This is a genomic window from Halomonas marinisediminis, assembly GCF_004347715.1.
Lineage (GTDB): Bacteria > Pseudomonadota > Gammaproteobacteria > Pseudomonadales > Halomonadaceae > Halomonas > Halomonas icarae.
This window is the reverse complement of sequence record NZ_SLTR01000016.1, coordinates 16003-36535: the sequence shown is the minus strand read 5'-3', so window position 1 is coordinate 36535 and position 20533 is coordinate 16003. Positions and strand designations below refer to the sequence as shown.

Genomic DNA, 20533 nt, shown 5'->3' with positions numbered 1-20533 from the left:
CATGCGCCCAGGAGTTGACCGTCTATTCTAGCGGTTTGCCACCTGCCGGGGAAAGTCGACATCCAACCCGCTTTGCCGCCGCCGGGAGCCGGCCCGTATAATCGACCTTTTGCCGCGCTCTCTTTTGCCGCGCTCATGAGGTGGGAATGGACAGGATTCTGGTCAGGGGTGCCCGCACCCACAACCTGAAGAATATCGACGTCGAGCTGCCCCGCGACAAGCTGATCGTGGTCACCGGCCTATCCGGCTCGGGCAAGTCCTCGCTGGCCTTCGATACGCTCTATGCCGAGGGGCAGCGGCGCTACGTGGAGTCGCTCTCCACCTATGCCCGCCAGTTCCTGTCGATGATGGAGAAGCCCGACGTCGATCATATCGAGGGGCTCTCGCCGGCGATCTCCATCGAGCAGAAGTCCACCTCCCATAACCCGCGTTCAACCGTGGGCACCATCACCGAGATCTACGACTACCTGCGCCTGCTGTTCGCGCGGGCCGGCACGCCGCGCTGCCCGGAACACGGCGAGGACCTCGAGGCCCAGACCGTCTCGCAGATGGTCGATCAGGTGCTGGCGCTGCCCGAGGGCAGCAAGCTGATGCTGCTGGCCCCGGTGGTCAAGGGGCGCAAGGGCGAGCACCTGCAGCTGCTCGCCGAGCTGCGTGCCCAGGGCTTCGTGCGCGCGATGGTCGACGGCCAGGTCCAGGAGCTCGATGATATCGCCCCGCTGGAGAAGACCCGCAAGCACGATATCAGCGTGGTGGTGGACCGCATCAAGGTTCGCGACGGCCTGCAGCAGCGCCTGGCGGAGTCCTTCGAGACCGCCCTCGGCCTGGCGGACGGCGTCGCCATGGTACACTTCATGGACGGCGAGCGAGAGGATATCGCCTTCTCGGCACGCTTCGCCTGCCCGGTGTGCGGCTACTCGATCGCCGAGCTCGAGCCGCGCATGTTCTCCTTCAACAACCCCGCCGGCGCCTGCTCGACCTGCGATGGCCTCGGGGTGCAGCAGGTCTTCGATCCCGACAAGCTGATCAGCCACCCGGAACTGTCATTGGCCGAAGGCGTGATCAAGGGCTGGGACCGGCGCAGTGTCTTCTACTTCAATCAGCTCCAGGCGGTGGCCGATCACTACCGCTTCACCCTGGAGACCCCCTGGCAGGAGCTGGCACGCCACGAGCGCGAGGTGATTCTCTACGGCAGCGGTCACGACGATATCGCCTTCCACTATGTCAATGATCGTGGCCGCAAGGTGAGTCGCGAACACCCCTTCGAGGGGGTGCTGCCCAACCTGCAGCGCCGCTACCGTGAGACCGAGTCGAACATGGTGCGCGAGGAGCTGGCACGCTATATCGCGCTCCAGCCCTGCCCGGGCTGCGACGGATCGCGACTGCGCAAGGAGTCGCGCCATGTCTTTATCGATGAGCGTTCACTGCCCGACATGGTTCGCCTGCCCATCGGCGAGGCCTGGCACTACTTCCAGGAGCTCGAGCTGCCGGGCCGGCGAGGCGAGATCGCCACCAAGATCATCAACGAGATCCATGCCCGCCTGGAGTTCCTGGTCAACGTCGGCCTCGACTACCTTAATCTGGAGCGCAGCGCCGAGACCCTCTCCGGCGGCGAGGCCCAGCGTATCCGCCTGGCCAGCCAGATCGGCGCCGGCCTGGTGGGAGTGATGTATATCCTCGATGAGCCCTCCATCGGCCTGCACCAGCGTGACAACGACCGTCTGCTGCAGACCCTCGAGCGCCTGCGCGACCTGGGCAACACCGTGATCGTGGTGGAACACGACGAGGATGCCATCCGTGCCGCCGACCATGTGCTCGACATCGGCCCCGGAGCCGGCGTTCACGGCGGCCGAATCATCGCCCAGGGCACCCCCGAGGAGGTGACCGCGACCACCGATTCGCTCACCGGCCAGTATCTGGCCGGCACCCGGCGCATCGAGGTCCCGCCCTGGCGCATCCCCGGCAACCCGGAGAAGGTACTGCGCCTCTCGGGCGCCCGCGGCAACAACCTTCAGGATGTCACCCTGGAGCTGCCGCTGGGCCTGTTCGTGTGCGTCACCGGCGTCTCCGGCTCCGGCAAGTCGACGCTGATCAACTCGACCCTGATGCCCATCGCCGCCCGCGAGCTCAACCACGCCACCAGCCTGACGCCCTCGGCCCACGATGAGATCGAGGGGCTCGATCATCTCGACAAGGTGATCGATATCGATCAGAGCCCCATCGGGCGTACCCCGCGCTCCAACCCGGCCACCTACACCGGGATCTTCACGCCGATCCGCGAACTCTTCGCCGGCACCCAGGAGGCGCGCTCGCGGGGCTACAAGCCCGGCCGCTTCTCCTTCAACGTCAAGGGGGGACGCTGCGAGGCGTGTCAGGGCGAGGGCATGATCAAGGTCGAGATGCACTTCCTGCCCGATATCTATGTGCCCTGCGATGTCTGCAAGGGCAAGCGCTACAACCGCGAGACCCTGGAGATCGAATACAAGGGCAAGAGCATCGACGAGGTGCTGGGGATGACCGTGGAGGAGGCGCTGGAGTTCTTCAGCCCCGTGCCGGCCATTGCCCGCCGCCTGCAGACCCTGCTCGATGTGGGCCTCTCCTATATCCGCCTGGGCCAGAGCGCCACCACCCTCTCCGGCGGCGAGGCCCAGCGGGTCAAGCTCGCCCGGGAGCTGGCCAAGCGCGACACCGGCAAGACGCTGTATATCCTCGATGAGCCCACCACCGGCCTGCACTTCGAGGATATCCGCCAGCTTCTCGGCGTGCTCCATCGCCTGCGCGACCACGGCAACACCATCGTGGTCATCGAGCACAACCTGGATGTGATCAAGACCGCCGACTGGCTGATCGACCTGGGTCCCGAGGGCGGCTCCGGCGGCGGACGCATCATCGCCGAGGGTACCCCGGAGCAGGTGGCCCGCAGCGAGGTCTCCCATACCGGGCGCTTCCTCAAGCCGCTGCTGGAGCGGGCACAGGCCTACAAGGCGGAGCCGGAAACCACCGCCTGACGGCGAGCTCAAAGCGTGAAGCGAGACGCCGCCGAGAGGTGAGCAGCGCCGGGGCCAGGTCGGAGCGGGGGTCCTATGCCAGGGATGGCATCGGTAGCGCCCAGGGAGGGGTTCACAGCGCCCCCGCGCAGACCTGGCGCCGGTAAAGCTGCGATTCGGGTCTACGAGCCCCTACGACGAAAAAAACCGGCCCCTTGCGGGAGCCGGTTTTTCTTTACAGCGTATGCCTGACCCGGGGGCCCGAGGATCACTCCTCGTCGGCATCCTCGACGACCGGACGGTCGACGAGCTCGACGAAGGCCATGGGGGCGTTGTCGCCGGTGCGGAAGCCGCACTTGAGGATACGGACGTAACCGCCCGGACGCTCGGCGTAACGCGGACCCAGCTCATTGAAGAGCTTGCCGACCGCTTCCTTGGAACGGGTGCGGCTGAAGGCCAGACGACGATTGGCGACGCTGTCCTGCTTGGCCAGAGTGATCAGCGGCTCGATGACGCGACGCAGCTCCTTGGCCTTGGGCAGGGTTGTCTTGATGACCTCGTGCTCGATCAGCGACACGCTCATGTTCTTGAACATGGCCTGGCGATGCGAGCTGTTACGGTTCAACTGGCGACCGCTTTTACGATGACGCATGGTTGTGATTCCTTACCAAACTGGGACTCGAGTCGGCGCTCACGCGGAGGCCTTGTCGTCCTTCAGGCTAGCCGGCGGCCAGTTTTCCAGCCGCATGCCCAGGGAAAGACCGCGTGCTGCCAGCACGTCCTTGATCTCGTTCAGGGACTTCTTGCCGAGGTTCGGCGTCTTGAGCAGCTCCACCTCGGTGCGCTGGATCAGATCGCCGATGTAGTAGATATTCTCGGCCTTCAGGCAGTTGGCGCTGCGAACGGTCAACTCGAGATCGTCTACGGGGCGCAGCAGGATCGGATCGATATGATCCTCTTCCTCCTCCACTTCCTGTTCCTTGTCGGCTTCCAGGTCGACGAACGCGGCCAGCTGATCCTGCAGGATGGTCGCGCTGCGACGGATCGCCTCTTCGGGATCCAGGGTGCCGTCGGTTTCCAGGTCGATGATCAGCTTGTCGAGGTCGGTGCGCTGCTCAACACGCGCGGCCTCGACGCTGTAGGAAACACGACGCACGGGGCTGAAGGTCGCATCCAGCTGCAGGCGGCCGATGGCGCGAGATTCATCATCGGCACCGACACGTGCATCCGCCGGCTCATAGCCACGGCCGCGTGCCACCTTGAGCTGCATCTTCAGCTCAGAACCCTCGTTGACGTGGGCGATGACATGGTCGGGATTGATGATCTCGACGTCATGGTCGAGGGCGATATCGCCCGCAGTCACGACGGCCGGGCCCTGCTTGTTCAGCGAGAGCACCGCCTCGTCGCGGCTATGCATCTTGATCGCCACGTCCTTGAGGTTCAGGAGGATCTCGATGACATCTTCCTGAACGCCCTCGATCGCGCTGTATTCATGCTCTACGCCGCCGATCTCGGCCTCTACCACGGCACAGCCGGGCATGGACGAGAGCAGGATGCGACGCAGGGCGTTGCCCAGCGTGTGGCCGAAGCCACGCTCGAAGGGCTCGAGCACGATCTTTGCGTGGTGTGCGCTGATCTCTTCGACCTTGATGTCGCGCGGACGAAGAAACTCTGTCACTGAACGCTGCATATGAACACCTTTCAGGCTGCCAAACGGATACTGGGTACTCTTGGCCCGCCCCCGTCAACGAGGGCAGGCACGGCGCTTGACACCGCTTACTTGGAGTACAGCTCGACGATCAGGGCCTCGTTGATGTCGGCAGTCAGGTCGCCACGCTCGGGCAGCGCCTTGAAAGTGCCTTCCATCTTCTTGGCATCGACCTCGATCCAGGCCACGTCGCCGCGGTTGGCGGCCAGGGCCAGGGCGTTCTGGATGCGCGCCTGATTCTTCGCCTTCTCGCGAACGGAGACCACATCACCGGGCTTGACCTGATAGGACGCCACGTTGACGGTCTTGCCATTCACGGCGATGGCCTTGTGGCTGACCAGCTGCCGAGCTTCGGAGCGGGTCGAGCCATAGCCCATGCGGTAGACGACGTTGTCCAGTCGGGATTCGAGAAGCTGCAGCAGTACTTCGCCGGTCGCGCCCTTGAGACGGGCCGCTTCCTTGTAGTAGTTGCGGAACTGCTTCTCGAGTACGCCATACATGCGACGTACTTTCTGCTTCTCGCGAAGCTGCAAGCCGTATTCGGAAATACGCTGACGGCGCTGGCCGTGCACACCCGGAATCTGCTCGGATTTGCACTTCTTCTCGAAGGGAGTGACACCGCTCTTCAGAAAGAGGTCGGTCCCCTCACGACGAGACAGTTTGCACTTCGGTCCAATGTAACGAGCCATGAATCTGTCTCCTTAAACGCGGCGTTTCTTCGGCGGACGGCAGCCATTGTGGGGAATGGGCGTCGCGTCAATGATGCTCTGCACGCGGAAGCCGGCGGCGTTGAGTGCGCGCACGGCGGATTCACGGCCAGGACCGGGGCCCTTGACCAGCACGTCGACGTTTTTCACACCATACTCGGCTGCAGCGGTCGCTGCACGCTCGCTTGCCACTTGAGCAGCGAACGGGGTGCTCTTGCGAGAACCACGAAAACCCGAACCACCGGCAGTTGCCCAGGATAGGGCATTGCCCTGGCGGTCTGTGATCGTAATGATCGTGTTGTTAAAAGAGGCGTGGATATGCGCGACGGCATCCACCACCTGCTTTTTAACCTTCTTGCGATTGCTACGCGGGTTAGCCATGTTGATGATTCTTCCTGTCTTTACGCCAGAACGTGCGTGTTATTTGCGGATCGGCTTACGCGGGCCCTTACGGGTACGCGCATTGGTCTTGGTACGCTGACCACGCAGCGGAAGACCACGACGATGACGCAGACCACGGTAGCAACCCAGGTCCATGAGACGCTTGATATTCAGCGTCACATCACGACGAAGGTCACCTTCAACGGTGTACTTGCCGACTTCAGAACGCAGGGTGTCGATCTCTTCAGATGACAGGTCCTGGATCTTGGTGGTCGGCGCGATGCCGGACGCGGCACAGATATCCTGTGCACGAGTGCGGCCAATCCCGAAGATATAGGTCAGCGAGATCGCCGCATGCTTGTTGTCCGGGATATTGACGCCTGCAATACGGGCCATCAGCTTACTCCGAATATGTGAGCGGCTTGCTCGTTGGGTCTACTACAAAAGGCGCAACAGCATACCCCTTTACCCTGCACAGGGCAAGGGGGCATGCCGGCACCCGGTTCAGCGCAGTCGCCAGGATCAACCCTGACGCTGCTTGTGCCGCGGCTCCGTGCAAATGACGCGGACGGCGCCATTGCGACGGATGATCTTGCAGTTGCGGCACATTTTCTTCACGGAAGCTCGAACTTTCATCGTTCCATCTCCAAAGTCGGCTAGCGAGGCGGCCCCTGAGGACTGCAACGCGCCAGTTCGACGAACGGCGTCTCAGCGCATGATGCCGCCGCCGCCGTAGCCTTTCAGGTTGGACTTCTTCATCACCGACTCGTACTGGTGCGACATGAGGTGCGACTGCACCTGACCCATGAAGTCCATGATGACCACCACCACGATCAGCAGCGAAGTACCGCCAAAGAAGAACGGCACGTTCCACGCCACGATCAGGAACTGGGGCATCAGGGAAACCGCAGTGATGTACAAGGCGCCAAACAGGGTCAGACGAGTCATGACCTTGTCGACGTAGCGAGCCGTCTGCTCGCCAGGACGAATCCCCGGCAGGAAGGCACCCGACTTCTTGAGGTTGTCGGCGACGTCCTTGGGATTGAAGACCAGCGCTGTGTAAAAGAAGCAGAAGAATACCACCGCAGCGGCAAAAAGCAAGATGTACAGCGGCTGACCCGGGCCAAGAGCCTGGGACGCACGCTGCAGCCAGTCGAGGCCATCGCCGGCACCGACCCACTGTCCCAGCGAGGCCGGAAACAGCAGGATGCTGGAGGCAAAGATCGGCGGAATGACGCCCGCCATGTTCACCTTCAGCGGCAGATAGCTGCTCTGACCAGCATACATCTTGTTGCCGACCTGACGACGCGGATAATTCACCGTGATGCGGCGCTGACCGCGCTCGATGAACACCACGAAGGCCACGGTAGCAACGCCCAGGGCAGTGAGTGCCAGCAGCGGCAGGACGTTCCACGCCCCTTCGTTGCGAGCCAGCTCGAAGGCCTGACCGACGGCGCCGGGCAGGCCCGCCACGATACCGGCGAAGATCAGCAGCGAGATGCCGTTGCCGATCCCTTTCTCGGTGATCTGTTCACCCAGCCACATCAGGAATACCGCACCACCCACGAACGTGACGATGGCGGTGAAGTAGAAGCTGAAGTCGGCAGTATAGGCGATGCCCTGGCTGGCCAGGCCGACCGACATGCCGGTGGCCTGAACCAGTGCCAGGGCAACGGTGCCGTAGCGGGTGTATTGGCTGATCTTGCGCCGCCCGGCCTCACCCTCCTTCTTGAGCTGCTCAAGATGGGGCGAGACCGCGGTCAACAGCTGCATGATAATCGACGCCGAAATATAGGGCATGATGCCCAGGGCGAAGATGCTCATGCGCTCCAGGGCGCCACCCGAGAACATGTTGAACATGCCAAGGATGGTACCCTGCTGCTCCCTGAACAAGGCAGCAAGCTGGTCAGGATTCATACCGGGCACGGGGATGTGGGCACCGATGCGGTACACCACGATGGCGAGGAGCACGAAGCGCAGACGCGCCCACAGTTCACCTAGACCGCTGCCCATCGCCGGCATTTTTCCTGACTTCGCCATTTAGTCCTCTACCTTGCCACCGGCGGCTTCGATCGCGGCACGGGCACCCTTGGTGACCTTGAGTCCGCGAACCGTAACCGCCTTGTTCAGATCGCCGGAGAGGATCACCTTCGCGTGCAGCGTGGCGTCCTTCAGCACGTTGGCCTGCTTGAGGGTCTCGAGGGTGACTTCGTCACCGGCAACCTTGGCCAGCTCGGCCAGGCGCACTTCCTCGGAAACCAACGACTTCGCAGAGGTGAAGCCGAACTTCGGCAGACGCCGCTGGAGCGGCATCTGACCGCCCTCGAAGCCGGGCTTGACGCTGCCGCCGCTGCGCGACTTGAGGCCCTTGTGGCCACGGCCGCCGGTCTTGCCCAGACCGGAGCCGATGCCACGACCGACACGCTTCTCGGCGTGCTTGGAGCCCGGTGCCGGGCTCAGGCTATTGAGTTTCATGGATTACTCTCCCTCAACGCGCACAAGGTAGTTAACCTTGTGAATCATGCCGCGTACGGCGGGGGTATCTTCCAGTTCGACCGTGTGACCGATGCGACGCAGGCCGAGGCCCTGGATGGTGGCCTTGTGCTTGGCCAGCACGCCGATGGTGCTGCGGGTCTGGGTAACCTTGATCGTTGCTGCCATGGTGCTCACCCCGTGATCGCTTCGACAGGCATACCGCGCTTGGCGGCGATGTCTTCCGGCGACTGAATGGCGCTCAGGCCCTTGACGGTCGCCCGTACCACGTTCACCGGGTTGGTGGAGCCGTAGCACTTGGCCAGGACGTCATGGACGCCGGCCAGCTCCAGCACGGAGCGCATGGCACCGCCGGCGATTACGCCGGTACCCTCGGAGGCGGGCTGCATGTACACCTTGGAGGCACCGTGACGGGCCTTGATCGGGTACTGCAGGGTGCCGCCGGAGAGGTGCACCTTGACCATGTTGCGACGCGCCTGGTCCATCGCCTTCTGGATAGCGACCGGCACTTCACGTGCCTTGCCGCGACCGAAGCCGACACGACCCTTGCCGTCGCCCACGACGGTCAGAGCGGTGAAACCGAAGACACGGCCACCCTTGACCACCTTGGCAACACGGTTGACCTGTACCAGCTTCTCCTGGAGGTCGCCGCTTTGCTGTTCGTTCTTCGCCATCGTAAAACCCTTTAGAATTCCAGGCCGCCTTCACGAGCGGCGTCGGCCAGGGCCTTGACGCGGCCGTGGTACTTGAAACCGGCGCGGTCGAAGGCTACCTGGGTGATGCCCGCTTGCTTGGCGCGCTCAGCAATCAGTTCGCCAACCTTGGCGGCGGCGTCAGCGTTGCCGGTAGCACCCTCACGCAGGACCTTGTCCAGCGTTGAGGCGCTGGCCAGCACCTTGCCACCATCCGGCGAGATAATCTGCGCGTAGATGTGACGCGGGGTACGGTTGACGCACAGGCGATACACGCCCAGCTCGCGGATCTTGGCGCGAGCGCGGCGGGCACGACGGAGACGAGATTCTTTCTTCGCGTTCATAACCCTGCCTTACTTCTTCTTGGCTTCTTTGCGACGCACCTGCTCGTCGGCGTACCTGACACCCTTGCCCTTGTAGGGCTCGGGCGGACGGAAGGCGCGGATTTCCGCGGCCACATGGCCGAGCTTCTGCTTGTCCGCGCTCTTCAGCACGATCTGGGTGTTCTTCGGCGTTTCCGCGGAGACACCCTCAGGCAGCGTATACTCGACCGGGTGCGAGAAGCCTAGTGACAGATTGAGCGTCTGGCCCTTGGCCTGGGCACGATAACCGACGCCGATGATTTCGAGGGACTTGGTGAAGCCTTCGCTTACCCCGGTCACCAGATTCTGCACCAGGGCGCGGGTGGTACCGGCCATGGCCCAGGTCTTGGCAGACTCGCTGGGGGCGAAGGTCAGCTGACCCTCTTCCTGACCTACCACCACGTCGTGGTGGATGGTCATTGACAGCGTGCCCTGGCCGCCCTTGGCGGTCAGCTGGTCACCGTCGATCTTGATCTCGACGCCAGCGGGCACTTTTACTGGATATTTGGCTACGCGGGACATTCCAAACTCCTAGAATACGGTGCAGATGACTTCGCCACCGACACCGGCCTTGCGAGCCGCGCGATCGGTCATCACCCCGTTGGAGGTGGTGACGATAGCGATACCCAGACCATCGGCGACCTTCGGCAGCGCGTCCTTGCCCTTGTACTGGCGCAGGGACGGCTTGGAAACTCGCTGGATGTGCTCGATGACCGGCTTGCCCTCGAAATACTTGAGGGTCACGGCCAGCTCCGGCTTGGCGCTTTCGGACACCGCGAAGTCGTTGATGTAACCCTCTTCCTTCAATACGCGGGCCACCTCAACCTTGAGGCGGGAAGACGGCATGGTGACCGTCTCCTTGGTGGCCATTTGCGCATTGCGGATACGGGTAAACATATCCGCCAGAGTGTCTTGCATGCTCATTTACGTTGCGCTCCTGATTCTTGCGTGGCTTACCAGCTGGACTTCTTGAGTCCGGGAACATCGCCACGCATGGCGGCTTCACGAAGCTTGTTGCGGCCGAGGCCGAACTTGTTGTAGAAGCCGTGCGGACGACCGGTGATACGACAGCGGTTACGCTGACGCACCGGGCTGGAGTCGCGCGGCAACTGCTGAAGCTTCAGCGTAGCTTCGAAGCGCTCTTCGTCGGAAGCGTTCGCGTCCTGGATGATCGCCTTGAGCTCGGCACGCTTGGCGGAGTACTTCTCCACCAGCTTGGCGCGCTTGAGCTCACGCTCTACCATGCTTTTCTTTGCCATGATCCCACCCTTATTTCTTGAACGGGAAGTTCAGCGCGCTCAGCAGCGCACGACCTTCATCATCGGTGTTGGCGGTGGTGGTGATGGTGACATCCAGACCACGAATCCGGTCGATCTTATCATACTCGAGTTCCGGGAAGATGATCTGCTCACGCACCCCCATGGAGTAGTTGCCACGACCGTCGAAGGACTTCGGGTTGAGACCACGGAAGTCACGAACGCGGGGGATCGCGATATTCACCAGGCGATCGAGGAAGTCCCACATGCGCTCGGAGCGCAGGGTCACCTTGATCCCGATCGGCCAGCCTTCACGCACCTTGAAGCCCGCGATGGACTTACGTGCCTTGGTTACCACCGGCTTCTGACCGGAGAGCTTCTCCAGGTCACCGATGGCGTTGTCGATCAGCTTTTTATCGCTGGTCGCTTCGCCGATGCCCATATTCAGAGTCACCTTGGTGACTCGTGGCACCTGCATCACGTTGGCGTAGCTGAACTGCTCTTTGAGTTGAGCCACCACCTCGTTCTGATAACGTTCTTTCAAGTTCGCCATTATGCTACCCGACTCGCGTTAGGCGTCGATCTGCGACTGCGTCGACTTGTAGATACGTACCTTGGTACCGTCTTCCTGAACCTGGAAGCCGACGCGATCTGCCTTTCCGGTCTCCTGGTTGAAGATGGCCACGTTGGACGCGTGAATCGGAGCCTCGCGCTCGACGATACCGCCCTGATTTCCCGCCATGGGATTGGGCTTGGTGTGACGCTTGATCATGTTCACACCGGACACCACGAAGCGGTTATCAAGAACCCGCTTTACGGTGCCGCGCTTGCCCTTATCCTTGCCGGCGATGACGATCACTTCATCGTCACGTTTGATCTTTTGCATATCCGCCTCGCTCCTTACAGCACTTCAGGCGCCAAGGAAATGATCTTCATGAACTTCTCGTTGCGAAGCTCACGGGTCACCGGCCCGAAGATACGGGTGCCGATCGGCTGATCATTGGTGTTGTTCAACAGAACCGCCGCATTTCCGTCGAAGCGAATCAGCGAGCCGTCGGAACGACGGACACCGCTGCGGGTGCGAACCACCACCGCCTTGAGGACCTGGCCTTTCTTGACCTTGCCACGCGGAATGGCTTCTTTCACCGTGACTTTGATGATGTCGCCAACGTGGGCATAACGGCGATGAGAACCGCCCAGCACCTTGATGCACTGCACCCGGCGCGCTCCACTGTTGTCGGCGACGTCCAGCATTGTCTGAGTCTGAATCATCGGTTTTCTCCAAACCTAATCTGACAGCAGGTGTAGGGTTAGCCCTTGGCCTGCTCGACCACCTCGACCAGCGTCCAGGACTTGGTCTTGGACAGCGGACGGCACTCCTGGATGGAGACCGTATCACCGGCCTTCGCCTGGTTCGCCTCGTCATGGGCGTGGAGCTTGGTGGAGCGCTTAACGTACTTGCCGTAGATCGGGTGCCGCTCACGGCGCTCGATCATCACGACGATGGACTTGTCCATCTTGTCGCTCACCACCTTGCCGGTGAGCGTACGGGTTTTCTTCTCTTCGGCCATCTCAGTCACCTGCCTTCTCGTTGAGCACAGTCTTCACCCGGGCGATGTCCCGACGAACCTGCTTGAGCAGGTGCGTCTGGCTGAGTTGGCCGGTGGCCTTCTGCATGCGCAGGTTGAACTGCTCGCGGAGGAGTTCGAGGAGCTGATCGTTCAGCTCGTCGACTGACTTTTCACGGATTTCCTGGGCTTTCATCACATCACCGTCCGTTTCACAAAGGTGGTGGAAACCGGGAACTTCTGCGCCGCCAGGCCAAAGGCCTCGCGAGCCAGCTCCTCGGACACGCCTTCGATCTCGTAGAGGATCCGACCGGGCTGAATCTGTGCGACCCAGTACTCGACGGAACCCTTCCCCTTACCCATACGGACTTCGAGGGGCTTCTTGGAGATCGGCTTGTCCGGGAACACCCGAATCCAGATCTTGCCACCACGCTTGACGTGACGGGTGATCGCACGACGACCGGCTTCGATCTGACGGGCGGTGATACGACCACGGCCAGTTGCCTTGAGGCCGTATTCGCCGAAGCTTACCTTGCTTCCGCGATGCGCCAGGCCACGATTGCGGCCCTTCTGCATCTTGCGGAACTTCATACGCTTGGGTTGTAACATCGACTCGCTCTCCCCTTACCTGGAACCTTTCTTCTTGGAGGGCGCGGCCTGCGGCTGTTTAGCCTTGGCGCGGACCTCCTCGATGCCCCCGAGGATTTCACCCTTGAAGACCCAAACCTTGACACCGATGATGCCGTAGGTGGTCTTGGCCTCGTAGGCGGCGTAGTCGATGTCGGCGCGCAGCGTGTGCAGCGGAACACGACCTTCCCGGTACCACTCGGTACGGGCGATTTCCGCACCGCCGAGACGACCGGAGAGCGACACCTTGATGCCGCCGGCGCCCAGGCGCATGGCGTTCTGCACGGAGCGCTTCATGGCACGACGGAACATCACGCGGCGCTCGAGCTGGCCAGCGATGTTCTGGGCCACGAGCATGGCATCCAGCTCGGGCTTGCGAACTTCCTCGATGTTGACGTGCACGGGCACACCCATCATCGCGGTCAGCTCGCGGCGCAGACGGTCAACGTCCTCGCCCTTCTTGCCAATCACGATGCCCGGACGGGCGGTGTGAATGGTGATGCGCGCGTTGTTGGCCGGACGCTCGATGGTGATGCGGCTCACGGAGGCGTTCTTGAGACGCTCTTCCAGGAAGCTGCGCACCGCGAGGTCGCTGTTCAGCTTATCGGCATAGGCGCCGCGCTCGGCGTACCACACCGAGGTATGGTCTTTGACGATACCCAGGCGGATGCCTGTTGGATTGACTTTCTGACCCATCTGGTCGACTCCTACTTCTCGGCTACCTTGACGGTGATGTGGCAGGTGCGCTTCAAGATACGATCCGCGCGGCCCTTGGCACGCGGCTTGATACGCTTGAGCGTCATGCCCTCATCGACGCAGATGGTCGAGACACGCAGCTCGTCGATATCCATGCCGTTATTTTCTTCCGCGTTCGCGATGGCGGACTGCAGCACTTTCTTGACCAGCTTGGCAGCCTTCTTCGGTGAGAAGGTCAGCAGGTCCAGCGCCTCGGCGACCGGCTTATCGCGCACCTGGTCAGCCACCAAACGGGCCTTCTGGGCGGATAAACGAGCGCCACGCAGCTTAGCTGTGACTTCCATCTCTCAATCCTCTCTGGCTTACCGTTTGGCTTTCTTGTCCGCCGCATGACCGCGATAGAGGCGGGTAGCAGCGAATTCGCCCAGTTTGTGGCCAACCATTTCCTCGGAGACATGCACCGGGACGTGTTGGCGACCGTTATGGACTGCGATGGTGAGTCCTACCATGTTGGGCAGGATCATGGAGCGACGCGACCAGGTCTTGATCGGTTTGCGATCACTCTTCTCCACAGCAGCCTCGACCTTCTTCAGCAGATGAAGGTCAATAAAGGGACCTTTCTTCAGTGAACGTGGCACAGCCGTTACCTCTTAAAGTGTGTTACTTGGCCTTGCGGCGACGAACGATCAGCGCATCGGTGCGCTTGTTCTTGCGGGTCTTGTGGCCCTTGGTGGGAACGCCCCACGGAGTCACCGGATGACGACCACCGCTGGTGCGGCCTTCACCGCCACCGTGCGGGTGATCCACCGGGTTCATGGCCACGCCGCGAACGGTCGGACGCACACCTTTCCAGCGCTTCGCACCGGCCTTGCCAAGCTGACGCAGGCTGTGCTCTGAATTGCCCACTTCTCCCAGGGTCGCGCGGCACTCGCTCAGCACCTTGCGCATCTCGCCGGAGCGCAGACGCAGGGTGGCATAGTTGCCTTCACGAGCGACCAGCTGGGCGCTGGTACCGGCGCTACGAGCGATCTGGCCGCCCTTGCCGGGCTTGAGCTCGATGCAGTGCACGGTGGAACCCAGCGGAATGTTACGCAGCGGAAGAGCGTTGCCCTTCTTGATGGCCGCGTTGACGCCGGACTCGAGACGGTCGCCGGCGCTAACGCCCTTGGGCGCCAGAATGTAGCGACGCTCGCCATCGAGATACTTCAGCAGCGCGATGTTGGCGCTACGGTTCGGATCGTACTCGAGACGCTCAACGATGGCCGGAACGCCATCCTTGGTGCGCTTGAAGTCGATGATCCGGTAGTGCTGACGGTGACCACCGCCCACGTGACGGGTGGTGATACGACCGTTGTTGTTACGCCCGCCATTGCGCGACTGCTTCTCGAGCAGAGGCGCGTAGGGTGCACCCTTGTGGAGCTCGCTGTTCACGACCTTTACAAGGTGGCGACGACCGGCGGATGTGGGTTTAGTCTTGACGATTGCCATTGTCCGTACTCCTGCCCTTATTCGGCGCCAGAGAAGTCTTCAAGGGTCTCGCCGGCGGCCAACGTAACGTAGGCCTTGCGATACCCCTTGCGGTGACCCAGACCCTGCGCGGTGCGCTTGGTCTTGCCCTTGACGTTCAGCGCTTGAACGCGGTCGACCTTCTTGCCGAACAGAGCCTCAACGGCCTTCTTGATCTCGGGCTTGGTCGCGTCGCTAGCCACCTTGAACACGTACTGGTTGCGTTCAGCAGCCATGGCGGCCTTCTCGGTCACGTGCGGGCCGAGCAGCACCTTGAATACACGCTCCTGGTTCATGCCAGCTTCTCCTCGAATTTACGGAGGGCGGAGACGGTGGCCAGCACCTTGTCGAAGGCGACCAGACTCACCGGATCGGCGGCGGCCACATCGACCACATCCACGTTGGGGATGTTGCGGGCGGCCAGGTAGAGGTTCTCATCGACTTCTTCGGTGACGATCAGCACCTTCTCCAGACCCAGCTCGTTGAGCTTGGCGACCAGCTGCTTGGTCTTCGGAGCGTCGACGGCGAACTCCTCGACGGCCACCAGGCGATCCTGGCGCACCAGCTCGGAGAGGATCGAGCGCATCGCCGCACGGTACATCTTGCGGTTGACCTTCTGGGTGTAGTCCTGGGGACGAGCCGCAAAGGTCACACCGCCACTGCGCCAGATCGGCGAGCGGATGGTGCCGGCACGGGCACGACCGGTACCCTTCTGACGCCACGGCTTCTTGCCGCCGCCACGCACGTCGGAACGGTTCTTCTGAGCGCGGGTACCCTGACGACCACCGGCCAGATAGGCGGTGACGACCTGGTGCACGAGCGCTTCATTGAATTCTTTGCCAAAGGTGGCGTCGGACACGTCGACGGTGCCGGCGCCGGCAGCAAGATTCAGATTCATCGGTAGATTCCCCTTCAGCCAGCTTTCACGGCGCTGCGCACGATAACGTCACTACCGGTGGCACCAGGCACGGCACCCTTGACCAGCAGCAGATTACGCTCAGCATCGACGCGGACGACTTCAAGACTCTGGACGGTGCAACGCACGTTGCCCATCTGGCCAGCCATTTTCTTGCCCTTGAACACTCGCCCAGGAGTCTGGCACATGCCGATGGAGCCCGGCGCGCGGTGGGCCAGGGAGTTACCGTGGCTGTTGTCCTGGGTGCGGAAGTTCCAGCGCTTGACTGCGCCCTGGAAACCCTTGCCCTTGGAGCTGCCAGTCACATCGATCGATTGACCAGCTTCGAAGAGGGATACGGTGAGTTCGCCGCCCACTTCCGGAGCCTCGTCGCCTTCTGCCAGGCGGAACTCCATCAGCGAACGACCGGCCTCGATACCTGCCTTGGCGAACTGCCCAGCCTGGGCCTTCGACAGGTGCTTGGCCTTGCGGGAGCCAGTTGTAACCTGAATCGCCGCGTAGCCGTCGCTTTCGACGGTCTTGACGCGAGTGACGCGATTAGGCTCAACCTCGATCACGGTTACGGGCACGGAAGCGCCGTCTTCGGTGAAGACACGGGTCATCCCGGCCTTCTTGCCGACTAAACCGATAGTCATTCTCAGTCTCCTATAGTGTACGGGGCTATCACCCGCTATGGCTGCCCTTTCCAGAGCATTCCACTAGCACGTTGTGTGGCGCCTCACGGCGCGGCGGCTGCTGCTCGAGCGAATTGTCGAACGCTGGGCCGCGGTGTCTAGTGTAATAATCAGTCGAGCTTGATCTGCACGTCCACGCCGGCGGCGAGATCGAGCTTCATCAGGGCATCGACGGTCTTCTCCGTCGGCTCGACGATATCGAGCACGCGCTTGTGAGTGCGAATCTCGTACTGGTCGCGCGCGTCCTTGTTGACGTGCGGCGAGATCAGCACGGTATAGCGCTCGCGATTGGTCGGCAGAGGAATCGGTCCACGAACCTGGGCGCCGGTACGCTTGGCGGTTTCGACAATCTCCGCGGCGGACTGGTCGATCAGGCGATGGTCGAAGGCCTTCAACCGAATGCGAATCTTCTGGTTCTGCATTTGCCCTAACTCCAATGGATTCTGACGGCGCGAGCCGTCAACCCACGCATTCAAAGGATGCGCATTATATGCACACCGAAAACGAGAGTCAAACACTCGTTGACGATGAACAGCAAAGGGGCTCCTCCTGGAGCCCCTTCTGATCATTCAAGAAGCGCGATGCTTACTCGACGATCTTGGCCACGACGCCAGCGCCGACGGTACGACCGCCTTCACGGATGGCGAAGCGCAGGCCATCGTCCATGGCGATCGGCGCGATCAGGCTGACCACCATCTTGACGTTGTCGCCCGGCATGACCATCTCGACGCCTTCCGGCAGCTCACAGGTACCGGTGATGTCGGTGGTACGGAAGTAGAACTGCGGACGGTAGCCCTTGAAGAACGGAGTGTGACGACCACCCTCGTCCTTGGACAGCACGTACACCTCGGCCTCGAACTTGGTGTGCGGGGTGATGGTGCCCGGCTTGGCCAGAACCTGACCACGCTCGACGTCGTCACGCTTGGTGCCACGCAGCAGGGCGCCAACGTTCTCACCGGCACGACCTTCGTCGAGCAGCTTGCGGAACATCTCGACGCCGGTAACGACGGTCTTGACGGTGTCCTTGATACCGACGATCTCGACTTCCTCGCCAGCCTTGACGATGCCGCGCTCGACACGACCGGTGACCACGGTGCCGCGACCGGAGATGGAGAACACGTCCTCGATCGGCATCAGGAACGGCTGATCGATGGCACGCTCCGGCTCCGGGATGTAGTCGTCCAGGGCCTTGATCAGGCTGGCAACGGCGGTGGTGCCCATGCCGTTGTCGTCCTTGCCTTCCAGCGCCATCAGGGCAGAGCCGGTGATGATCGGGGTGTCGTCGCCCGGGAAGTCGTACTCGTCGAGGAGCTCACGAACTTCCATCTCGACCAGCTCGAGCAGCTCTTCGTCGTCGACCATGTCGGCCTTGTTCAGGAACACGACGATGTACGGCACGCCAACCTGACGAGACAGCAGGATGTGCTCGCGAGTCTGCGGCATGGGGCCGTCGGCAGCGGAACAGACCAGGATCGCACCGTCCATCTGGGCGGCACCGGTGATCATGTTCTTGACGTAGTCGGCGTGCCCCGGGCAGTCGACGTGCGCGTAGTGGCGCGCTTCGGACTGGTACTCGACGTGAGAGGTGGCGATGGTGATACCACGCTCACGCTCTTCGGGAGCGTTGTCGATGGCGTCGAACTCGCTCCAGTCACCACCGAACACCTCGGCGGAAACACGGGTCAGGGCCGCAGTCAGAGTGGTCTTGCCGTGGTCGACGTGACCGATGGTACCGACGTTGACGTGCGGTTTGGAACGCTCAAATTTTTCCTTAGCCACTGCTATAACCTCTTTACGTTAGCTAACGGTTAACCGTTTTGGTTGATGACGGCTTCAACGACGCTGGACGGCGCCTCTTCGTAATCCGCAAACTCCATGACGTAGCTTGCGCGTCCCTGGGTCTGAGAACGCAGATCGGTCGCGTAACCGAACATCTCAGCCAACGGAACTCTGGCGCGAATGACCTTGCCCATGGGCGAATCATCCATGCCGGATACCAGACCACGGCGGCGGTTGAGGTCACCCATGACGTCGCCCATGAAGTCCTCGGGGGTGACGACCTCGACCTTCATTACCGGCTCGAGCAGCACCGCCTTGGCCTTCTTGGCACCTTCCTTGACTGCCATGGAAGAAGCAACCTTGAACGCGGTCTCGTTGGAGTCCACGTCGTGGTAGGAACCATCGTACAGCGTAACCTTGACGTCGATCATCGGGTAGCCCGCGATGACACCGTTCTGCAGCTGCTCGTAGGCCCCTTTCTCGACGGCCGGCACGTATTCCTTGGGAACCACGCCGCCGACGATCTCTGAAGCGAACTTGAAGCTCATGTCTTCATCTTCGCCCTTGTCTTCCGCGGTCAGCGGCTCGATGCGCAGATGCACGTGACCGTACTGACCACGACCACCGGACTGGCGCACGAACTTGCCTTCCTGCTCGACCGAGCCACGAATGGTCTCGCGGTAGGCGACCTGCGGCTTGCCGATGTTGGCCTCGACCTTGAACTCACGACGCATGCGGTCGACGATGATGTCGAGGTGCAGCTCGCCCATGCCGGAGATGATGGTCTGGCCCGTCTCCTCGTCGGTACGCACCTGGAACGAGGGGTCTTCCTGGGCCAGTTTGCCCAGTGCCACGCCCATCTTCTCCTGGTCCGCCTTGGACTTCGGCTCGACGGCCACGGAGATAACCGGATCCGGGAACTCCATGCGCTCCAGCACGATCTTGTCATTCAGGTCGCACAGGGTGTCGCCGGTGGTGACGTCCTTCAGGCCGATACAGGCGGCGATATCGCCGGCCAGCACTTCCTTGATCTCCTCACGGGAGTTGGCGTGCATCTGCACCAGACGCCCGATACGCTCCTTCTTGTTGCGCACGGAGTTGTAGACGCTGTCGCCGGACTTCAGCACGCCGGAGTAGACGCGGATGAAGGTCAGGGTGCCGACGAAGGGATCGGTCGCGATCTTGAACGCCAGGGCGGCGAACGGCGCCTTGTCATCGGCCTCGCGAGTCTCGATGGTACCTTCCTTGTCGTCCAGCTCACCCTCGATCGCCTTGACCTCGGTGGGAGACGGAAGGTATTCGACGACTGAGTCCAGCACTGCCTGCACGCCCTTGTTCTTGAACGCAGAGCCGCAGGTGACCAGCACGATCTCGTTGTCGAGAGTACGACGGCGCAGACCGGCCTTGATCTCTTCCTTGGAAAGCTCGCCACCTTCCAGGTACTTGTCCATCAGCTCTTCGGAAGCTTCGGCTGCGGCCTCGACCATCTCCTCGCGATACTTCTCCGCGGTCTCCTGGAGATCGGCGGGGATATCGATCAGGTCATAGGTGGCACCGAAATCGCTTTCGTTCCACTGGATGGCCTTCATCTCGATCAGATCGATGACACCCTTGAAGTCTTCCTCGGTGCCCCAGTTGATCTGGATCGGCACGGCATTGGCACCGAGCCGGTCCTTGAGCTGGGCGACCACGTTGAAGAAGTCAGCGCCGGTACGGTCCATCTTGTTGACGAACACCATGCGCGGAACTTCGTACTTGTTGGCCTGACGCCAGACTGTCTCGGTCTGCGGCTGCACGCCGGAAGAGCCACACAGCACCACCACGGCACCGTCGAGCACACGCAGGGAACGCTCCACCTCGATGGTGAAGTCGACGTGCCCGGGGGTGTCGATGATGTTGATGCGATGCTCGTCGAACTGGTGGTTCATCCCCCTCCAGAATGTCGTCACGGCAGCGGAGGTGATGGTGATACCACGCTCCTGCTCCTGCTCCATCCAGTCGGTGGTAGAAGCGCCTTCGTGGGTCTCGCCCAACTTGTGGTTGATCCCGGTATAGAACAGCACGCGCTCGGTCGTGGTGGTCTTGCCGGCATCGACGTGGGCGACGATCCCGATGTTGCGATAGCGTTTTAGCGGAGTTTTGCGAGCCACGGTGGAACTCCCCGTTGGTTGGCGATGCGTT

31 protein-coding genes are annotated in these 20533 nt (G+C 61.8%); 1 reads left to right on the top strand and 30 read right to left on the bottom strand.

Translation table 11 applies throughout. From position 1 onward, the window contains the following. Nucleotides 1-146: 146 nt before the first annotated feature. Nucleotides 147-3008, top strand: a complete 2862-nt coding sequence (gene uvrA, locus E0702_RS11930) for an excinuclease ABC subunit UvrA (protein WP_132044125.1) — start codon at nucleotides 147-149, stop codon at nucleotides 3006-3008. A gap of 247 nt (nucleotides 3009-3255) precedes the next feature. Here uvrA and rplQ read toward each other — a convergent pair whose 3' ends face one another. From rplQ to fusA, 30 genes are all read right to left on the bottom strand, one after another. Continuing rightward, nucleotides 3256-3639, bottom strand: coding sequence for a 50S ribosomal protein L17 (rplQ, locus tag E0702_RS11925; protein WP_132044123.1), 384 nt, complete (start codon nucleotides 3637-3639; stop codon nucleotides 3256-3258). A gap of 39 nt (nucleotides 3640-3678) precedes the next feature. Beyond that, nucleotides 3679-4677, bottom strand: a complete 999-nt coding sequence (locus E0702_RS11920; RefSeq protein ID WP_132044121.1) for a DNA-directed RNA polymerase subunit alpha — start codon at nucleotides 4675-4677, stop codon at nucleotides 3679-3681. A gap of 86 nt (nucleotides 4678-4763) precedes the next feature. Continuing rightward, the gene (gene rpsD / locus E0702_RS11915; RefSeq protein ID WP_132044119.1) at nucleotides 4764-5384 is read right to left on the bottom strand and encodes a 30S ribosomal protein S4; all 621 of its coding nucleotides are present in this window, start codon (nucleotides 5382-5384) and stop codon (nucleotides 4764-4766) included. A 12-nt stretch (nucleotides 5385-5396) separates the two neighbouring features. Continuing rightward, nucleotides 5397-5783 carry a 30S ribosomal protein S11 gene (rpsK, locus tag E0702_RS11910; RefSeq protein WP_132044117.1) on the bottom strand — a complete coding sequence of 129 codons (387 nt, stop codon included), beginning with the start codon at nucleotides 5781-5783 and terminating at the stop codon, nucleotides 5397-5399. 39 nt (nucleotides 5784-5822) lie between these two features. Beyond that, complete coding sequence (gene rpsM, locus E0702_RS11905; RefSeq protein ID WP_132044115.1) at nucleotides 5823-6179, bottom strand: 30S ribosomal protein S13; 357 nt, start codon at nucleotides 6177-6179, stop codon at nucleotides 5823-5825. 126 nt (nucleotides 6180-6305) lie between these two features. Beyond that, complete coding sequence (gene rpmJ / locus E0702_RS11900; RefSeq protein ID WP_031384759.1) at nucleotides 6306-6419, bottom strand: 50S ribosomal protein L36; 114 nt, start codon at nucleotides 6417-6419, stop codon at nucleotides 6306-6308. Between the two features lie 72 nt (nucleotides 6420-6491). After that, on the bottom strand, nucleotides 6492-7823 hold the full coding sequence (gene secY, locus E0702_RS11895; protein WP_132044113.1) for a preprotein translocase subunit SecY: 1332 nt from the start codon (nucleotides 7821-7823) through the stop codon (nucleotides 6492-6494). Next, nucleotides 7824-8258: a 50S ribosomal protein L15 gene (gene rplO, locus E0702_RS11890; protein WP_132044111.1), complete on the bottom strand. Its 435-nt coding sequence runs from the start codon at nucleotides 8256-8258 to the stop codon at nucleotides 7824-7826. A gap of 3 nt (nucleotides 8259-8261) precedes the next feature. Further along, nucleotides 8262-8444, bottom strand: coding sequence for a 50S ribosomal protein L30 (gene rpmD / locus E0702_RS11885; protein WP_132044109.1), 183 nt, complete (start codon nucleotides 8442-8444; stop codon nucleotides 8262-8264). A 5-nt stretch (nucleotides 8445-8449) separates the two neighbouring features. Continuing rightward, on the bottom strand, nucleotides 8450-8950 hold the full coding sequence (gene rpsE, locus E0702_RS11880) for a 30S ribosomal protein S5 (RefSeq protein WP_027962365.1): 501 nt from the start codon (nucleotides 8948-8950) through the stop codon (nucleotides 8450-8452). An 11-nt stretch (nucleotides 8951-8961) separates the two neighbouring features. Next, nucleotides 8962-9312: a 50S ribosomal protein L18 gene (rplR, locus tag E0702_RS11875; RefSeq protein ID WP_027962364.1), complete on the bottom strand. Its 351-nt coding sequence runs from the start codon at nucleotides 9310-9312 to the stop codon at nucleotides 8962-8964. 9 nt (nucleotides 9313-9321) lie between these two features. After that, on the bottom strand, nucleotides 9322-9852 hold the full coding sequence (gene rplF / locus E0702_RS11870) for a 50S ribosomal protein L6 (RefSeq protein WP_132044107.1): 531 nt from the start codon (nucleotides 9850-9852) through the stop codon (nucleotides 9322-9324). A 9-nt stretch (nucleotides 9853-9861) separates the two neighbouring features. After that, nucleotides 9862-10254: a 30S ribosomal protein S8 gene (gene rpsH, locus E0702_RS11865; protein ID WP_132044105.1), complete on the bottom strand. Its 393-nt coding sequence runs from the start codon at nucleotides 10252-10254 to the stop codon at nucleotides 9862-9864. A gap of 29 nt (nucleotides 10255-10283) precedes the next feature. Further along, nucleotides 10284-10589, bottom strand: coding sequence for a 30S ribosomal protein S14 (rpsN, locus tag E0702_RS11860; RefSeq protein ID WP_132044103.1), 306 nt, complete (start codon nucleotides 10587-10589; stop codon nucleotides 10284-10286). 10 nt (nucleotides 10590-10599) lie between these two features. Next, complete coding sequence (rplE, locus tag E0702_RS11855) at nucleotides 10600-11139, bottom strand: 50S ribosomal protein L5 (protein ID WP_132044101.1); 540 nt, start codon at nucleotides 11137-11139, stop codon at nucleotides 10600-10602. 18 nt (nucleotides 11140-11157) lie between these two features. Next, nucleotides 11158-11472 (bottom strand): 50S ribosomal protein L24, encoded by a 315-nt coding sequence (rplX, locus tag E0702_RS11850; protein ID WP_132044099.1) that lies wholly within the window; start codon nucleotides 11470-11472, stop codon nucleotides 11158-11160. 14 nt (nucleotides 11473-11486) lie between these two features. Continuing rightward, nucleotides 11487-11858 carry a 50S ribosomal protein L14 gene (gene rplN, locus E0702_RS11845; RefSeq protein ID WP_027962358.1) on the bottom strand — a complete coding sequence of 124 codons (372 nt, stop codon included), beginning with the start codon at nucleotides 11856-11858 and terminating at the stop codon, nucleotides 11487-11489. Nucleotides 11859-11896: 38 nt separating this feature from the next. Next, on the bottom strand, nucleotides 11897-12157 hold the full coding sequence (gene rpsQ, locus E0702_RS11840; RefSeq protein ID WP_132044203.1) for a 30S ribosomal protein S17: 261 nt from the start codon (nucleotides 12155-12157) through the stop codon (nucleotides 11897-11899). Between the two features lies 1 nt (nucleotide 12158). Next, on the bottom strand, nucleotides 12159-12350 hold the full coding sequence (gene rpmC, locus E0702_RS11835) for a 50S ribosomal protein L29 (RefSeq protein WP_023007544.1): 192 nt from the start codon (nucleotides 12348-12350) through the stop codon (nucleotides 12159-12161). After that, complete coding sequence (gene rplP, locus E0702_RS11830) at nucleotides 12350-12763, bottom strand: 50S ribosomal protein L16 (RefSeq protein ID WP_023007545.1); 414 nt, start codon at nucleotides 12761-12763, stop codon at nucleotides 12350-12352. The genes rpmC and rplP overlap by 1 nt, the downstream gene beginning before the upstream one ends. A gap of 15 nt (nucleotides 12764-12778) precedes the next feature. Then, nucleotides 12779-13477, bottom strand: a complete 699-nt coding sequence (gene rpsC / locus E0702_RS11825) for a 30S ribosomal protein S3 (RefSeq protein ID WP_132044097.1) — start codon at nucleotides 13475-13477, stop codon at nucleotides 12779-12781. Nucleotides 13478-13488: 11 nt separating this feature from the next. Next, nucleotides 13489-13821, bottom strand: coding sequence for a 50S ribosomal protein L22 (gene rplV / locus E0702_RS11820; RefSeq protein WP_027962354.1), 333 nt, complete (start codon nucleotides 13819-13821; stop codon nucleotides 13489-13491). Between the two features lie 18 nt (nucleotides 13822-13839). Then, the gene (rpsS, locus tag E0702_RS11815) at nucleotides 13840-14115 is read right to left on the bottom strand and encodes a 30S ribosomal protein S19 (protein ID WP_084286553.1); all 276 of its coding nucleotides are present in this window, start codon (nucleotides 14113-14115) and stop codon (nucleotides 13840-13842) included. Between the two features lie 22 nt (nucleotides 14116-14137). Next, a complete protein-coding gene (rplB, locus tag E0702_RS11810; protein WP_132044095.1) occupies nucleotides 14138-14965 on the bottom strand; it encodes a 50S ribosomal protein L2 in 828 nt (275 codons plus the stop codon). Nucleotides 14966-14982: 17 nt separating this feature from the next. Beyond that, complete coding sequence (rplW, locus tag E0702_RS11805) at nucleotides 14983-15279, bottom strand: 50S ribosomal protein L23 (RefSeq protein ID WP_132044093.1); 297 nt, start codon at nucleotides 15277-15279, stop codon at nucleotides 14983-14985. Beyond that, the gene (gene rplD / locus E0702_RS11800) at nucleotides 15276-15881 is read right to left on the bottom strand and encodes a 50S ribosomal protein L4 (protein ID WP_132044091.1); all 606 of its coding nucleotides are present in this window, start codon (nucleotides 15879-15881) and stop codon (nucleotides 15276-15278) included. Before rplD ends, rplW begins: the two co-directional genes overlap by 4 nt. A 14-nt stretch (nucleotides 15882-15895) precedes the next feature. Further along, the gene (gene rplC, locus E0702_RS11795; RefSeq protein ID WP_132044089.1) at nucleotides 15896-16534 is read right to left on the bottom strand and encodes a 50S ribosomal protein L3; all 639 of its coding nucleotides are present in this window, start codon (nucleotides 16532-16534) and stop codon (nucleotides 15896-15898) included. 149 nt (nucleotides 16535-16683) lie between these two features. Then, nucleotides 16684-16995, bottom strand: coding sequence for a 30S ribosomal protein S10 (gene rpsJ / locus E0702_RS11790; RefSeq protein WP_021819602.1), 312 nt, complete (start codon nucleotides 16993-16995; stop codon nucleotides 16684-16686). Between the two features lie 163 nt (nucleotides 16996-17158). Continuing rightward, on the bottom strand, nucleotides 17159-18352 hold the full coding sequence (gene tuf / locus E0702_RS11785; protein ID WP_132044087.1) for an elongation factor Tu: 1194 nt from the start codon (nucleotides 18350-18352) through the stop codon (nucleotides 17159-17161). Nucleotides 18353-18381: 29 nt separating this feature from the next. Continuing rightward, nucleotides 18382-20502, bottom strand: coding sequence for an elongation factor G (gene fusA / locus E0702_RS11780; protein WP_132044085.1), 2121 nt, complete (start codon nucleotides 20500-20502; stop codon nucleotides 18382-18384). Nucleotides 20503-20533: the final 31 nt, after the last annotated feature.